This window comes from Flavobacterium poyangense, assembly GCF_011751075.1.
In the GTDB taxonomy this organism is placed as follows: Bacteria; Bacteroidota; Bacteroidia; order Flavobacteriales; family Flavobacteriaceae; genus Flavobacterium; species Flavobacterium poyangense.
On record NZ_JAALLN010000008.1, the window covers coordinates 17991 to 36671 of the forward strand.

The window sequence follows — 18681 nt, forward strand, 5'->3', positions numbered from 1 at the left end:
ATTTGATTAAGATACTTGTTCGTTTTCTTCTTTATAAAATGTTATTTCTTTAGCCCACTTAGAACAATGTGGTTCTCTTATTATAGAAAAATGATCTCCTTCTACGTCAATTACTTCCACATGTTCAAAATATTGGCTCCAACCCAAATCATAGAATTCATTTGTAATGACCTGGTCTTTTACTTTGGCTAGTGTAATCGGAACTTGATGCTGAATGTCCATTTCGTAACTACAACTCATAGAAACATAAAAAACGTCCCATAGTTTGTCGAACATTATTTGATTCACAATCACGCCGTTGGTCGTAATAAAATCGTACAACAATTCCTTTCTATCTGGGACTTTTCCTTGTAGAATGTTGTATACTTCTCTTTTTATAACTTCTATTTCTACAGTATCAAATATTTCAGGGAATAAATTAAGGAACAAAACCGTTTTGTCCATTTCGTCGCTGGACAGTGTATTAGGAAAGCAGTCTAACATAAATATTTGTTTGACTTCTATACTTACGGCCTGTAATTGTTTTACCATTTCGTAACTCAGTAGTCCCCCAAAACTATGAGTGACAAGATATACCTCTGAATGGGGCTGAGCTATTCTGATAATCTCAGCCACATTATGAGAAGCCATTTTTTCTATACTATCCAGTGGTTTCTTATCATCGAAAATACCTTGCATTGTGATCCCGTAGCAATTTCCATATTTAGAGAACTGCTCTGCCAATTCATAATATCCATGCGCAATGCCCGGAACACCCGGTATGATAAAAATACTTGGCTTTTCGGGTACTATCTTATTGAACTGAATCAAATAGGGAGATCCGTCTATTGTACTCTGCAATTGTTTACTATCTAACTGACTTAAGCTATACTCGTTACTTTTTGCATCAGAAAAAGAGCTTTTACTGTTAGATTCCTTTTCTAAAATTACATCGTTAACCTCCTCATGTTTACTAAGAACTTCTGAATTATACTCTTCTAACAAATGTTCCCCTAAACTCTCTATAGTCGTGTAATTATAGAATACAGATGGCAATAATGAAATTTCATAATAGGCATTCAGCTCCGCATTCAATTCTGTTAGTAAAATTGAATCTACTCCATATGCTGTTAAGTCTTTGTTTCGCTCTATTTTATCTTTATCCAGCTTTAACAAGTCCGCAATCAACAGCTGCAACTTATCTAACAGTATTTCTCTGCTATCACTTTTAATTTGCTCTCCTGAATGCTCAACCATTTTCTTTTCGGCAAATTGCTTCGAAAGGACAGTGTTGATTTTTTGAGAATCGCCATAAGTTACTAATACGTTTTGCGAATCTGCAGCTAAAATTGTTTCCAATAACTCTAATCCTACTTCTGTTGGCATTGGTTTCATTCCCCACTGCGTGTCCAGATATGTTATTTGCTCCTTCTGCAATCTCATACCGCCTTCTTCCCAAAATCCCCATCCAATACTATAGGTATTACCTTGTCTGTTTCCGAGTAGTCGTTCTTCTTCTCTATACAGAGCATAATTGTTAAGATAGGCATTGGCAGCCGCATAATCTGATTGCCCTATATTACCCAATTCACTAACAATAGAAGAAAACAACATCATAAAGTCTAAAGGTTCCTTTTTAGTTACCTCATCCAAATATTTTAATCCTTCTATTTTTGGAGCGAAAACACTTTTTACCTCTTCTGCTGTTTTGACCTGAATTAAACTGTCTCTTGTAATTCCTGCTGCGTGTATAATTCCGCTTATGGTACCATATTTAGCTTTAATTTTAGCAATCGCATTTTGCACTTTTTGCTTACTTGCCAAATCGCAAATCATGTATGCTGCATTGGATAAATTCTCTACAAAACTTTCCTGACTTTTATTTAATTTTTTGCGTCCTAAAAGAATGACTTTAGCATTTTTGTGACTTGTTATATGTTTGGCCAGAATACGTCCTAAGCTTCCCATTCCTCCGGAAATTACATAAACGCCATTCTTTTTAATAGTTGTTTTTTGTTTAGAAACCGGAAGGCTTACTAAGTCAAGCTGCTTCGCTTTTCTGATTCCTTTGCTGTATTTAATTTCCTGATCTGTTGTTCCTAATTCATTTTCGATTATTGTATAAATCTCAGCAGTATTCGATTTTGTAAACTCTACATCAACTCCTATCGTTTTGGTCAGGATTTTTGAGTTCTCAAGAGATGTAGTTTTTAATAAAGCACTTAGAAACTCAATATCTAACTGCTTACTTGTCGGATATACAAGAAGTATTTCAACATTGTCTTTACTAACAATCAATTGCTTGATTATCGTTAGTATCTTTTCAAAATAAGCTTCGGCAGTAGTTGGTTCAATCAGTTCTACATCAGTATTTACCGATTCAATAAAATAATCCGACATCTCCGGCACTGCTTCGCATACTATTATTTTGCGTTTTATATCGGTATTTCTCTCAGAGCTTGCAGGAATTTCTTTCCAGACCGATTTATAAAATTGCGTTTCGGCTGCTGTTATTGTTTGAGCCGATGTCTTTCGTTCCGGCAGAAACAATACATTTTGAAATGCAATTAATACTTCTCCGCCCTCATTGCAAATATCTACGTCATAATTAATGACTTCGGCTGAGTTGTTGTTTTTGCTTTTTCGTACATAAGACCATATATTTTCTTCTAATGGCTGATATATGTTGATTTGTTCAACGCTAAAAGGAAATAATAAACCGGTTATCTCTTTTTCTAAATTGATTCCTATGCAGGTTTGCAAAGCGCTATCCATAATTCCCGGAGTCAGGGTATAGCCTTCTCCTTTTGGCAATTCAATCTTAGAAAGTGCTTCAGATGAATTGTACCATAGCTGTTGTACACCTCTAAAAGATGCTCCTAATTCCAGTCCTATTGCTTCATATGTCTTATAGAAATCAACCCTTGACATACTTTTACTGAGCGATTTTTTTATATGTTCTACATCATGTTTTACTGGTCTTGCGGTTTCAATTGTACTTAACTCTCCCTGGCTATGTATTTGTTTTTCTATAGCTGAAGTTGCTGTACTCTTTACATCACTATAGATAACATACTGAAGGCCTTGCTCTTGTTTACTAATTTCTGTTTCAATTTTTACAGCCTCATCCACATGCCACATAGGTTGAAGCCATAGTACATTCTTAAACTGCGTAATGCTTTTGCCTATGCTCTTTTCTCCGGCAGTCTTGCCCAACTCCAGATAAGCTACACCCGGCAATATCTTTTTATCCCTAAAAATATGATCTCTAAAAAAGTGTTCTTTTCCTGAAAAAGTACTGCCAAATTTTAAATTTTCCTCGCCAATTTCTGCTCTTTGATGAAGCAAAGGATGTAGTTTTCCGGCTTCCTGATTGGATTCGGTTATGAAATTAGATTTTAACCAATAGCTCTCTTTTTCAAAAGCATATGCCGGTAAACTAATTCGTTGTGGCCTCTTTTGATTAGTACTATATAATTTATTCCAATCGACCTCTACACCCATAGTCCAAAGATTTGCCAGAGACTGAAGTTCATTATGTTCTGTCGCATATTTGATATAAGCTTCTCCGGCACCGTTTGATAAAAAAGTCCTGATTTGATCTTTTTCTTTTGTTGCAATTGCTGTTGAGCTTACGAAGCTCTTATCCTCTTTTAACTTCATTAAAAAATCTGACACAGAATCTGCTAGAAATACGCTGCGGACTTCCATCGATTGACGTCCTACCTGCAATGTATAGGCTACATCGGCAATAGAAATTTCATTTTTTTCTTCCAGATATTCAATTAGCTGTTTTATTTTACGTGCTAGCGCCTTCTCATTTTTTGCAGATATTGGTATAACAAATTCTTTATCAAAACTATTCTTGCGAGAAGCATTTTCATATTCTTCTATCACCAGATGCCCATTTGTTCCGCTAAATCCGAAACTGCTTACGGCTGCTCTTCTTGGTGTCAAATCGCTATTAGCCCAATCTTGCAAGGCCTCTGTTATATAAAAAGGACTGTTTTCTAAGTTGATAAAGCTGTTTTTCTTTTCGTAGTTTAAAGTTGGAGGTATTTTTTTGTTTTGAAGTGCCAATACTACTTTTTGTACCCCTGCTACTCCCGCCGCATAAACAGTGTGACCAATATTTGTTTTTACACTCCCTAAGCCACAAAAATTAGTCTTATTGGTTTGCTTTCTGAAAGCACGTGATAATCCTTCAAACTCTATCGGGTCTCCAAGACTCGTTCCGGTACCATGGGCTTCTACATAACTGATACTATCCGGATGGATATCGTACTTTTGATATACTTCGGTTTCCAGCTCTTCCTGAGATTTCATACTTGGCGCCAGAATACCATTGGTGGTTCCATCTTGATTGGTTTCTACTCCTTTGATAATACCATATATAAAATCCCCGTCTTTCTTTGCGTCTTCTAATCGTTTAAGGACTAAAACACCTACTCCCTCTCCCGGCACAAAACCATTGGCACGGTGATCAAAAGCATAACATTGACCATCTTTGCTGAGCATTCCTGCCTTGCTGGATAATTTGTAAAATCTTGGTGTTGTATTAATAAATATCCCACCACTGAGTGCTATATCAATTTCTTTATGGTATAAACTTTTACAGGCCATATCGATTGCCACCAAAGAAGAAGAACATGCGGTATCTACAGCTAAAGCCGGTCCTTTTAAGTTGAGAAAATAGGATATTCTTGAAGCTAAAATCGCGCTGCTGTTTCCCCAAAAAACGGCAGCATTATCCAGATTATTGGTCTGTACATAATCTCCTTGTCCTGCGCCAACATATACGCCGCATTTTGCTCCATTTAACTGATCAGTTACAATCGCAGCATCTTCAAAAGCTTTCCAGCAATGTTCTAAAAAGATACGCTGTTGCGGATCCATACCCTCTGCTTCTTTACCTGAGATTCTAAAGAACAGGGGATCAAACTTATCTATATCTCTTAAAAAACTGCCCCATTTACTATAAGTTTTATTGGCTATGTCCTGATCTGCTGCAAAGTGTTCTTCAACATTCCATCTGTCTGTCGGTACTTCTTCTATGAGGCTTTCTCCTTCTTTTATTTTTTTCCAAAAATCATTTAAATCCTTTGTATCACCATATTGTCCGCTCATTCCAACAATAGCGATATCTAATGCTTTTGAACTTTGAGTGAATGATGTGCCTTCCTCAAAACTTCTTGATGGAACTTCTACCTGTAGCGTTCGTGCCGACTTAGCTTTGACAATTACTTTTCCTATATTGTTTCTGTCTTCAAGCGTTTTATAAGCTTTTTTATACTCTTCAAAAGCAACTTCAGTACTAATCACTGATTTTAAAATTCCTTTTTCTATGTATTGTTTGCATTCTGCCCATAGGCCTTCAATGTACTCCCGGTCTTCGTCTATCAATTTTCGAAGATCAACTGCTATAAAAGTCTGGTTGTTTGAAAGCTTACTCAAATCAATTTTATTGGCAGATTTCAAAGCGGTCATCGATAACTCAATATATTGACCTCTTTTTCCCAAACAATTTATTCCTTTCTGAATATTGTCGCCCGAAAGTGTATTCACCACAACCATAACGCCCTGACCATTTGTGATTCGGCTTACTTCCTTCTCAAAATCTTGTTCATTATAATTAATCGTATGCTGAATTCCATTTTGGCTTAAATAATTTATTTTAGAAGCGCTTCCGGCCGTAGCGATAATATTTAATTCTAAATGTCTGGCTAATTGTACAGCGGCATGACCAATACCTCCTGTAGCGGTCTGAACTAAAATATAATCCCCTTTTTTAACCTGTATGCGTCTAAAAGCTTCAACCATAGTCATTGCTACTGTAGGAATTGCGCATGCTTCTTCAAAAGACTGATTTTCAGGCAGAGGTAGCAACTGGAGTTCATTAGCAACGCAATGTGTGCTATGCAATCCATAACTGCCATCTGTCATTACTATTACTCTGTCGCCAGTCTTAAAATGAGCCACTTTCGTTCCTGTTTCTATAATAATTCCCGAGGCTTCAAATCCCGGAGAGAAAGGGTACGGCGGCATAGTGGGATATAACCCTTTTACACAAAGCAGATCGCCAAAATTGAGTGAAAAGTGAGAAATCTCAACTACAACCTCGTCTTGTTGTATCGCCGGTAAGTCAAAACCAACAACCTTAATATCATCGATTCCGGCAGGTTTTTCGATCCATAGCCGTTGTGCCTGACTTTTTTCTTTATTTACAAAAAAAGGAATTTCTTCTTTTTTTACGATTTCAAACTGTTGTTGTTGAGGAATTTCAGCTACTTCCTTGATTTCCTCTTTTGACACTGGAGACTCTATCGCAAAATCTGAACTATGTTCCTCTGCCAGAAACTTAGAAAATTCTTTTATAGTAGGGTAATCAAATAATATTGTTGTTGGAATTGCATTGGTTAGTCTTTCATTAATTTCTTTTATCAACTCCAAACCTATAATTGAATCTACTCCATAATCTGACATTGGTGTTACCTCATCAAACTCTGAGACTTCCATTTTCAATACTAAGGCTAATTTCTTTTTTATAAAATTTCCTATCTCCGCAATGTCTGCTGTTTGAGATGATGGGACAACTTTCTTAGCGGTCGTCTCACTTTTTTCAGATTTAATTTCGCTTACACTTTGCTCTGTTTTTGCATTTTCATCAGCCAGAATAATTTCCCCATCACTTTGAGCTATTATAATTTGCTGAAACAGTTCTTCATTTTCCGGATAGCTAATCGTATTCATAAAACCAGTATCGGTCAATACCCGTTGCCATCCTTCTGCAGACAAGCCCGGACTTCCTTCTAATCTCACTTCGGGGTCTTCATACAACCACCAACCATCCAGCAGTCCGAATGTGAGGGTGGCATAGATGTCATTTTGTGCTATTTCATTTAGCACCAACACTCCGTTTGTCTTGAGTACTCCTTTAATATTTTGAAGGCTCTTTCTAATATTTTTTGTAGCATGTACTACATTTGCTCCAATGACCATATCAAAACTTCCTAAAGGGAGTTCCTGATTCACCGGTGATTTTTCAATGTTAAAAAGTTTCGTTTCTAAATAAGGTGCAATGGTCTTAAAATTCTTTTCTGCATGAAATAAGAAACTTTTAGACAAATCGGTATATACATAGCTTATTTTATCTTTGTAAGCACTTAATCCCTGAAACAATAAATTACTCGTTCCTCCTGTACCTGCCCCTACTTCTAAAATGGTAAATTTTTCTCCTTCTTCTAAAGTTTCTACAGTATCTGCTACAATATTTTCTACTACCTGGCATAAGGTATCATTGAAGTAATCTGCTTGTTCGTTTCCTTTATAAACTCCGGAAACCAACTCCATACTTCCATCCGGAAACATCACATCTGTAGCACTAATTTTCCCTTGAAATATGGACTGCAGTCCTTCTAAACAGACTTCTAATAATCTAGCATGATTTGCCATTTCCGGCATTTCTATAGTGCTTTTTTGCAATGTTCTCTGCCAATCAAAAGCGCTTAATTCGTCCTGAATTACTTTAGGAATTGTAAGGATTCTGTTATTTTCCTGCAAATAATTACAACTTTTCAGACTACGAATACATTCTTCCAGCAAACGAGTATATTTGTCAACAATCTTTAATTCTGTTTTTAACTGCTCTATTTCATTGGTTAAGCCATTTCTAAACCCCATACTTATTAAGATATGGAGCAAAGATTTATGACATAATTTTTGCATTTCTACAGCATTATTTTTTATAGTAGCCATTTAATTTAATATTTGTTTTGAAGGAGTTAATTTGATTCTTTTAAGTTCTATTGCTGCCACTTTTTGAGTTTGAACTTTTCTCTTGTTCAATTGAAAAAGATTCATTCTTTTAATAACAGCATCATTCAAAAATTTCATTACGAAAAGTTGACCGTTTTTTTGTGTGAAAACTTTTTCTAAAGCTTGCATACCTTCGGCTTCATCAATACTTCCTATACCCATCTGTTGCATGCGTTGCTCATAATCTTTGGAAGAGACAATACCGATATTCCCCCAATAGCCCCAATGAATTACATATGTTGGAATTCCTGATTTTTGCTGAATTTGTTTTGCCAGACTGTCTTTATAGGTACATCCTGCCGAATAATTAGATTGCCCGGCTGCTCTGAAGAAACTTTGAGCTGAAGAATAAAAACAAATAAAATCTAATTCTTCCTGACTAAAAGCGTCTATCAAATATTGACTTCCTACAGATTTTGGATAGAATGATTTTGTAAAATCTTCTTCCTTCATATTCGCAATTACTTTATCATTGAGTACAATAGCGGAATGAAAGATTCCATTGATTTCTTCAGAGGTTAGTTTGATTTGGGTATAGGCGGCTTGCATACTTAATTTATTTCCGGCATCGCATTGAATATAGGTTGGAGATACCCCATATTGTGCTATTTCTTCAATTGATGCCGTAATAGCCTCATCTTGTTCTCTTCTTCCGAGCCAATACACTTTCGCCTGATATTTTTTTACCAAATAAGCAGTGGTCACTTTTCCTAAACCGCCAGCTCCGCCTAAAATCACATATACCCCGCCTTTTCTCAATTTTGAATAAGGTGCTCCGATCTTATTTTCTACCGGTATTAGTATATTTTGATAAAAATCGAGATTTCTGATAGCCAAAGATTCCCCCATTTTAGAAAAAGGGGCCTGGAGTACACTCTTCATGTCATTGGGATCTGAAACATCTAGGCTTTTAATCGTCCAATTCATCTCTTCTTTTACCAGAGAGCCAACAAATCCGACAATACCGGCTCCTTTTTCTGTAACTGTATCAGAATGGGTTACCTTTTGTGTTTGTTTGGTTACAAATACGACTTCCAGCTTTTCAGCGCTTCTTTTTTGTAATGCTTTTACATTATTGAATACATTTAATTCTGTTTTTTCAATTTGCTCTGTCAGCTCTCTTTTTTCACCCGAATCCCACAACCCTTGCAGGAAATAAACAGATTTAATACCCACCGGTATTTCAGTAACATCGCTATACCAGATTACATTTCCTCCATTGGCTTTTATTTCTTTTTCTAATAGTAAGCTATATTCATTTTTAGCCCCGATAAAAGCATTGTTTTCAGCAGTAGCTAGCGTTGCTTTTTCGAATACCGTTTTTTCCCATATCGATTCATAATAAACTCCGATCGCATTGCTGTCCTCCTTTTCCTGAACTGTTTTTGACGCTGAACGTAATTCTATAGACACAAAATCTCTCATTTCTGCCAATACATTCCCCTCTTGATCCAATAGTTGTATTGAATACCTGTGTACTTTACTTCTTTCTTTATGTTTTTGTACATAACACCAACAAGCTCCTGATATATCTGCAGTATAAAAATCTATTGCCTGAAGACTGTAAGGCAATTGAATGCCACCTTCTTTGTTTGTATAATCTACACCAATAGTGGCTTGTAATGCAGTATCTAAAATTCCCAGCTCTGTTATAATTCCTTCCTGTGTTGGCAAATCAATACGAACCAATGATTCCTGTTCGTTGAAATACATTTTTTTGATTCCCTGAAAACTGCCCCCATAAGCTAAACCTACAGTCTTAAAAGCTTCATAACATTCCTTACCTTCTTTTTCGCCAGACATTCGTTCTTTTAAAACCGAAATAATATATTGAGCAGGTTGCTTTACATTTTCTCTGCCTAGTTTGACCTCTGCATGCAATACGTTTTTTCCTTCCTCAGTACTTGAAATTTGAACTAAAATCTCATTTTTGTCTTTTGATACAACAGTGGTAATTTGTTTTACTCCATCTTCGACTTTTAACGGTTTCAACCATGTAATGTCTTTGAGTTGACATACCTCTTGATTTGTTACTTCTTCAAGCGCTTTTCTGGCTAATTCCAGATAAGCAACTCCCGGAAACAGTTTTTCAGCATTTACTATATGATCTTTCAAAAAGGTTTCGTTTCCTAAAAAATCACTTTGAAATTTAACCCCGTCCAAATCCGAAATGTTTTTATGGAGAATAGGATGTATCTGCCCAATTCCATTAGGTTTTACTTCCATTTTATTGGCCTCATCCATTTTAGTAAACCAACAATACTTCTTTGCAAAAGGGTATGTTGGCAAGCTTATTTTTCTAGGCAACTGTTTTTTATCATGATACAGAGACCACTCCATCTTTCTTCCGGAGCACCATAATTCTGCTATTTTTGAATCTCTATTTCCCCATAACCTCTTGATTTCTGCATCTGTTACATCCTCCAACACCAGTGTTTCAGAATCTGTAGTTCCGCTATAATAATCTAACGAAATACCATCTAAAAAAGCGTTTAATTGTGCGATCCCTTCCTCGATCGTTAACGCATAAAAAGCCAGTCTGTGTGACATTGCTTCTCTTCCTGCCTGAAGTGTATAAGCGACTTCTTGCGGTAAAAGTTTTTCCTGATTTTTTATCCAATTCAACAGTTTCTCTGCATATTCCTTTAATTGTTCTTCTGATTTTGCAGATATAACCCATAGTGGTATAACTTGGTCATCGCTATAATTTTTTTCCTGACCGGTGTATTCTTCAATAATCAAATGAGCGTTACTGCCGCCGGCACCAAAACTGCTAATACCTGCTATTCTGGGTGTGCCATTAGTATCCCATAACTCTAATGTTTTCTGCACCCTAAACGGAGTATTGTTAAAATTAATGTTGGCATTTTGTTCTTCAGCATGAATAGACGGCACCAATTGTTTATGCTTCAATTGCAACAACACTTTTGTTATTCCGGATATCCCCGCCGCTGATTCGCAGTGTCCGATATTCGATTTTACAGAACCTATCTTGCATATAAAGTCTTTGTCTTCTGTCTGAAATGCTTTTTTCAGACTCGTTACTTCTATCGGATCTCCCAGGCTCGTTCCCGTACCATGTGCTTCAACATAAGAGATTTCATTGGCATTAAGGTTTGCTTTTTCCATGGCTCTTTTAATCACAGCTGTTTGAGCTTTGGGATTGGGTACTGTATATCCGTTGGTTTTTCCTCCGTGATTTAATGAAGCCCCTCTAATAACTCCATAAATTTGGTCTCCATCACGCTCAGCATCGGATAATTTCTTTAGTAAGACCGCACCAACTCCTTCAGAAGGTACATACCCGTCTCCACCAACTCCAAAACTTTTACAACGTCCTGTGCTTGATGCAAATCCGGCTTTACTTAAAAGCAAATATTTATTAGGATGAATGCTTACGTTTACTCCTCCTGCAATTGCGGCCTTGCAGTCTCCATTCATGATACTCTGACAGGCAAGTTCTACTGCAGTAATCGAAGAGGAACACATCGTATCTACTGCTAAACTTGGTCCGTGAAAATTAAAGAAATACGAAACTCTATTGGCTATACTGCTTGGATTGCCTACCAAATGAATCTGATTGCCTTTGTGCTGTTCTTCTATGCCATACAACTGATATTCTTCGTACATGACTCCCACAAAAACACCTACATTGCCGGTCATTTCGTTTGTTTGTGTAGACAAACCTAATTGTTCTCTGGTGTAACCGGCATCTTCAATCGTTTCCCAAGCCGTTTGTAAAAACAACCGTTCCTGAGGCTCCATAATCTCAGCTTCCCTAGGAGAAATATTAAAAAATCGCGGATCAAACTTGTCTACACCTTCTATAAAACCTCCCCATTTACTGTAACTTTTACCGGATTTTCCTTTTTCTTCATCGTAGAAAGTTGTCAAATCCCATCGGTCTCCTGGTATTTCTGTGATACTATCTTTTCCTTGTTTGAGATTTTCCCAAAACTCATCTACATTATTTGCTCCGGGATACTTCCCTGCTAAACCTATAATTGCAATTTTTTCTTCCCTATCGCTAATTTTAGGGGATGAAAAATCCTCTTGGTATTCCGAACGATTCTCTTTTGCCAATTGATCTGAGTTTTGAAATTCTTCTTCAACATCTTCGCTCTCAAATGATTTATTATCTTCTTTCTGATGCGATAACACAGCCAACGAATCTTTACTTTTCAGCAACAACTCTTTTACTGTTTCCAGCTGCTCTTCCAAAAAATACCCTACCAACTCCTGAAGTGTTTGGTATTCAAAAAATAAGGACCTTGGAATATCAATAAAAACCTCATCAAATGTGTTGGTTAACTTGGTAATCGTTATGGAATCAATTCCGAAATCTTCAAAATATTTATGTAATTCAAATCGCTCTTTGGGCAACTTAAATTCTTCTGATAAAAGATCTATTAAATAAGACGTAATAAATGCTTTTAACTCATCCTTACTGTACTCTTTATCATTCTTCTCGCTAACTTCTTCGGTAACCTCTTTATTAATTGCTTTTTGTATTTTGATTTTTTCCAGCAAACCATAAACCGGCATTAGCTGAGTGTGTCTGCCGGATACTATAAAATCAAAACTACTTGTACCTATCTCATTAGGCATTGGTACCATACCGGTCTGATTTCTCATATACCGCTTTTGGTCTTCTGACATTTTCATTCCTCCATTTTCCCATAGAGGCCAGTTTATACTAATGCTCTTTCCAAATCGTTTTTCCTGCTCGCATTTTGTTCTTCTGTAAGCCATAAAATGGTCCATGTATGCATTAGCAGAAGCATAATCGCATTGTCCTTGATTTCCCATTACAGCCGCTACAGCGGAAAAGCTGACAAAAAAGTCTAATTTTTCATCTTTAGTCACCTCATCCAAAAATCTTATACCATCTATTTTGGGCTTTAATACTGCTTCAGCTTCTTCTTCGCTTTTATGAATTAGCAAGCCATCTCTAACGAGTCCTGCGCTATGGATAATGCCATTCAGATTTCCGAATTCTTGTTTTATTTTTTGAAACTGTAGTGCTACTGCATCTTTATCAGAGATGTCGCAACTATTGTATACCACATTCGAATAAGCGTTCGTTATTTTCGTATCGTCCTCGCTGCTCATGGTTCTTCCGGTAAGAACTACTTTGGTATTCTTTGTTTTTAAAATATGTTTTAAAAATAACTGTCCTAAACCGCCCATTCCTCCGGTGATCCAATAAACTCCTCCTTCTTTAATTTTTACTTCAGGAGTTTGTTTTTCAGGGGTCAAAGCTTCTAAAACTCGTTCTTCCCGTTCCACATTTAGGTATCTGACTTCTAAGCCTTCTAATTGTTTTTCTACTTTCACAATTTGAAGAATTTCCTCTAAAGTCTTTGTAGCCGTGTTGTCTAAAACGATTACTTTCCCCCTTACTTTTGAATATTCCAATTGAGCCGATTGTAATAGTGCTGCCAAATGTCCGTACTGATGATAGTTGTTGTTTTCTATCACGATACTAATCAGTGCTTCTTCTTTGCTCTCTATACTTTTTTTGAGCTCCTGAAAAACAATCTGAAATGCATCTTTAGGATCATGTCCATTCGGTATTATTCTAACATCTGAATTACTGGAGTTTATACTTTTTTCAATTGTATTTTCAAAACCTGCCAGATAAATCAGCTCCTTATTTTCTTTGTTTTTAATTACTCGTGGGGTTGTACTTTTCCATACATTATTGAAATAGTACAGCCCTTCTTGGTTACCGTCGCTTTTCTCCTCTTTATCTGTAGTGATGTTTTCTAATGGCAATAGTGTAAATTCATCTAATTTCAGAATCGTTTCCCCTGCACTATCTATCAAAAGCATATTGTACTTTCTAATACCGGATGTACTGGATTTTGTTGCAACCAACTCTACTAAACACCAGGCTTTTTCGGGTAATTCTTTATAAATATTTAACCTTTTTATGCTGTACGGAACATAAACTTTATCTGTTTTTCCTTCTAAAGAAAGTCCTATTGTACATTGAAATATACTATCTAATGCACCGGGCTCTAAAACAAATTGATTTTGCTTTTTGAATGTTAACTCAACCAGAGTTTTGTTCTCAGAGTATCTAATGTTTTCAATTCCCTGAAAATTTGTCCCATAGTCAAATCCTAAAGCACCGAAGTGTTTGTATATTTCTTTTTTACCTTTAAATTGGGGCAAATCAGCTATTATTTTGTCTACCTCGATTCGTTCCTGAGGTACGGAATCGGATATTCTTTTTCTTAATTTACCTGAGCTGTGTATAATCTTTCTGTCCGCAACTGCCGAGAAGATCTGATAGTGGTATTCTGAATTTGCTGTTTCTGAAATTACAGTATTAACCAGAGTTGATTTTCCTTTATTTCTTAAGGGTTCTTGCCATGTAATATCATATAATTCATTAATCACCGAATCTGTACCGATTTTTCCGGCGGCCAGTCCCATTTCGATATAAGCAGCTCCGGGAAATAAACCCGAACCGTTTACAACATGCTCTTTTATAAAATATTCATTACCATCAAAATAACTTGCAAATTTCTGTTCTCTAAGTGTTGACAGGTTTTGATGAATTAAAGGATGTATTTGTAAAGGCTTTTGGGATTGTATTTCTGTTTCTTCCACCCAAAATCGATCTCTGCGGAATGGGTATGATGGTATTTTAATTTTGTTTTGTTTTTGCTTATACAGTAACTCCCAATCTATTTTTACACCTTGTGTCCACAATTCTGCTACCGTTTCTACTTCTGCATGTTTGATCGCACTGTCTATAAATGCTTTTCCTGAAATGCCTTTTATAGTAGTGTTTTCCTGTACTTTTATATTGTTGATGTAAAAACCGGAGGTTTTAAATTTCTCGTTTTCGGGATTTAAAAAGTTATTCAATTTCAATAGTAACTCTTCTTTATTTTGCACTACACAGGCAAAACGTTCTTCCATCGCAGTGCGCCCTACCTGAAATGTATAGGCAAGAGAACTTAATGAAATCTCTTTTGAATTGTCCTGAACAAACTGCACTACTTTTTTGCAATAGTTTTCCAGACTCATTCTGTCTTTTGCAGATATCGCTATGATTACTTTAGCATTTGTCTCTTCAGCCTTTTCTATAGCAACGGGAATGTATTCTTCAATAATAGCGTGCGCATTGGTACCACTAAAACCAAAACTGCTAATGGCGGCTCTTCTTTTGCCTCCTACAAAATCGTTCCAGGGTTTAAGAGTTGTATTTACATAAAACGGACTGTTCTCAAAATCGATAAATGCATTGTTCTTTTCATAATTTAAAGAAGGAGGAATTTGTTTGTGCTTCATTGCCAAAATCACTTTTTGCAAACCCGCTAATCCTGCTGCATGAAGGGTATGTCCGATATTTGTTTTTACGCTCCCAATACCACAAAAATTTTTCTTTTGTGTCTTAGAACCAAAAGCCTTAGTAAGAGCCTCAACTTCTATAGGATCTCCTAACTTTGTACCAGTACCATGTGCTTCTACATAACTTATTGTTTCAGGATCTATTTGAAACGTTTCGTACACTTGTTTTTCCAAGGCTTCTTGTGAAGGTGCGCTTGGTGCCAAAATTCCGTTGGTTGCCCCATCCTGATTCGTAAGGATGCCTTTAATCACTGCATGAATGTGATCTCCATCTCTTAAAGCGTCTTTTAATCGCTTAACAATTATTACCCCTACACCTTCTCCAGGTACAAATCCATTTGCTCTATGATCAAATGTAAAACACTTGCCGTTCTCACTTAACATTGCAGCTTTACTTGCCATTTTATGAAACAGTGGCGTTGCTGTCAGACTTACGCCTCCACAAATTCCCATATCAATGTTGCCCGTTTGCAGGTTTCTACAGGCTGCTTCTAATGCTACCAATGAGGAGGAACAGGCCGAATCAATTGCTAATGCAGGTCCTCTGAGATTTAAATAATAGGAGATTCTGGCTGCAAGAATTGAATTATCCATACCCCAAAAAACAGACACATGTTTGCCTTTTGGATTCTGAATATAATCACTATTTCCAACCCCGGCATAAACCCCTACCTGTTTACCGTCTAAATGATCCTGAGTTAAATTTGCATCTTCCAATGCGTGCCAACAATGCTCTAAGAACAATCGTTGTTGTGGATCCATATTTTCTGCTTCTATACCTGATATTTTAAAAAACCCTGCATCAAACTTGTCTATATCCTTCATAAAACCTCCCCATTTACTGTAGGTTTTATCCTCTTCTCCCTTAACAGGACTGTAATGAAGTCTGCTATCCCATCTTTCTATTGGAGTCTCTCTTACCAAATTCTCCCCTCGCTGCAGAGCTTCCCAATATTCTTCCAGATTTGATGCTCCTGCATAAGCTCCACTCATCCCGACAATTGCTATATCGCCAGTCTCTTTTGGTTCTTCTTGTGCTGCAATTTTTATATGCTTTTCAGCTGTAAGGACAGACGTATCTGTAGTAGTACTTTCTATGAGATTATCTTTCCAACCCTCCTTATTTTCAATAATATATTGTACTAAAGACCGAACACTTGGATAATTAAATAAATCTGTTGGTTGTATATCGATACTCAGTTCTTTGTTTAGGTATTCGCTAAGTTGATTACTAAGTATAGAATCATACCCCATAGCAGAAAATGGTACATCAATGTCCATTTCGTCCTGAGGAAGTTTAATAAGAGCTGCAGCTATTTTTTGCACTTTTTCTAATACAATACTCTCATGTTCTTCTCTATTGGAAACCTCAGATTCAAAAGGGGCCTCAACACTTTTCTCTTCATCAGTTGCGCTTAACGGAGAGAGCTTTTTTATTCTGGACATTAAATTTTTGGCAATAGTTTTTTCAGAAAATTTTACTGCATATATTTCTTTTTGTTCGCCTCCCAGAATTTTTTCTAAGGCAATCATTCCTTCTTTTGCTCTGATGCTTCCAATTCCCATTTGATCCATGCGTTCTTCGTATTTAGCATCTGAAGCTGCACCGATATTCCCCCAATACCCCCAATTAATTGTATAGACAGGTATCTTATAATTTTGCTCAATTACCTTAGCCAACGTATTTTTATAGGTACAACCTGCTGCATAATTGGCTTGGCCCGGACCATTAAAAAAACCTTGAATAGAGGAAAAGAAACACATAAAATCCAAGTGTTCCTTCTTGCATACTTGCATCAAGTTCTGAACTGCTGTTGATTTTGGAGCAAAGGCTTTGGTAAAATCCGAAAGACTCATGGCATAAAAAGGTTTATCTTCCAGCACTAAAGCAGAATGAATAACTCCATTTATAGTTCCACCATCAGCTTTTATTTGCTCAAAAGCCGCTTTTATGTCTTCGGGGTTATTGGCATCACATTGAATATAAAAAGGTTTACTTTCGTATCCGGAAAAGTCTCCTATAGCGGTTTCTACCATTTTGTCTAATGGTCTCCTTCCCAACCAAAACACTCTTGCATTATACTTCTTAATCAAGTGTTCTGTAGTGATTTTGCCTAAACCGCCGGCTCCTCCAAGAATCACATAAGTACCGTTTTTTCTAATTTTAGCAGAATCAGATACTGTCGGCAATTCGGTTACAGGGCTTAATAGTTTTTTATAAAATTTTCCGTTTCTATAAGCCACTAACGTTTCATTAATTTGCCCTGTTCTAACTGCTAATTTTTCAAAATCTATTGGTTCATTTTCATTGATATCCACTACTCTGAAATTCCAAGTAGGCATTTCTGCAGCTACAGTCCCAACTAAACCAAAGATTCCCGCTCCTTTTTCCTGAAGCACATCAGTAGAGAAAACCTGTTGTGTCTGATTTACAATAAGGTGTATCTGAACGTTATTCCTTTTTAATCCTAATACCTTTTTTAATCCTGTAAAAACAAATTCTTCTTCTTTTCCATAAGATCTATTTTCGATATCGTTGGACATCTCAGAACGGGTTGGGAATAAGAATACGCAATCAAAAGATTCATTAATATCCTCAATAAACGAAGAATAAATTACCTCTGCATCCTGTTTTCTTAATGCGTTTTTAAAATCAAAAATCAAATCACTATCATCCCCCAGACATAAAATTTTCTTTCCCTGAAAAGGATTTAGCTCTTGATTTAATTCTTCAATCTCTTCCCATTTTTCTTCAAAATAGTGGAGTTCCGGAACAGTAACATCGGAAAGTAATTTTACTCCTTCAAATACCAAAAGAACCTCCCCTTCAACGCTAAGTAAATTAACTGTATAAAAACCTTCTATGTCTTCTTTTTTAATAACCTGACACCATGCTGTATTTTTAATAGTGCCATATATGTGCATTGCTTCTATACTTTCTATCCTTAAAGTACCGGCTATTTGTCCGTTTAAAGTCTGGAACGCGCTTTCTACTATATTTAATGGTAATACATAATGCTCTTCTTCCTCTTTGGGAATAACTTTAGACCAGAACTGATTTTGCATTTGAAATACAGCATTGATACTCTGCAATTCATTTGTATATTCTAATGAATTCTTTGCTAACTGTTTGTATAATTCTTCCTTGTTTAATACTGAATCATTGCTTCTTAGCTGATCCAATTTAATCTTTGCTGGTCTGTTTTTGAAAACATTTGATAAATCTCCTTGCGCGTATATTGTTTTATGATCAACATTACTCTCCTCATACAATTCAAATAAGAATCCGTCTTTTTGTTTCCAAAATTCGATATGAAGTACCAGAGGCACCTTTTCTATTACAATAGGCTGATTCCATTTAAAGTTTCGTATTTCATTGATTTCTCCATCATTTACTTTAGCTCCCGCTGCTCTTATCATTTCTATATAAGCAGCTAATGGCAATGTTTTCTTTCCGTTGATTTTAAAATATTGAAAGAACGATTCTTTCCCTGTATATATAATCTTGAATTTCATGCG

The 18681-nt window shown here is 36.3% G+C and carries 2 protein-coding genes; both read right to left on the bottom strand.

The features are described 5' to 3' along the window. Positions 1–6: 6 nt before the first annotated feature. Positions 7–7734 carry an SDR family NAD(P)-dependent oxidoreductase gene (locus tag G3A47_RS13885; RefSeq protein ID WP_166923288.1) on the bottom strand — a complete coding sequence of 2576 codons (7728 nt, stop codon included), beginning with the start codon at positions 7732–7734 and terminating at the stop codon, positions 7–9. After that, complete coding sequence (locus tag G3A47_RS13890) at positions 7735–18678, bottom strand: SDR family NAD(P)-dependent oxidoreductase (RefSeq protein ID WP_166923290.1); 10944 nt, start codon at positions 18676–18678, stop codon at positions 7735–7737. It abuts the gene before it with no gap. Positions 18679–18681 lie beyond the last annotated feature (3 nt).

Bases quoted from the DNA above. Each gene is read 5' to 3' on its own strand.
- G3A47_RS13890 (WP_166923290.1), bottom strand. From the start codon at position 18,678: ATGAAATTCAAGATTATATATACAGGGAAAGAATCGTTCTTTCAATAT.
- G3A47_RS13885 (WP_166923288.1), bottom strand. From the start codon at position 7,734: ATGGCTACTATAAAAAATAATGCTGTAGAAATGCAAAAATTATGTCAT.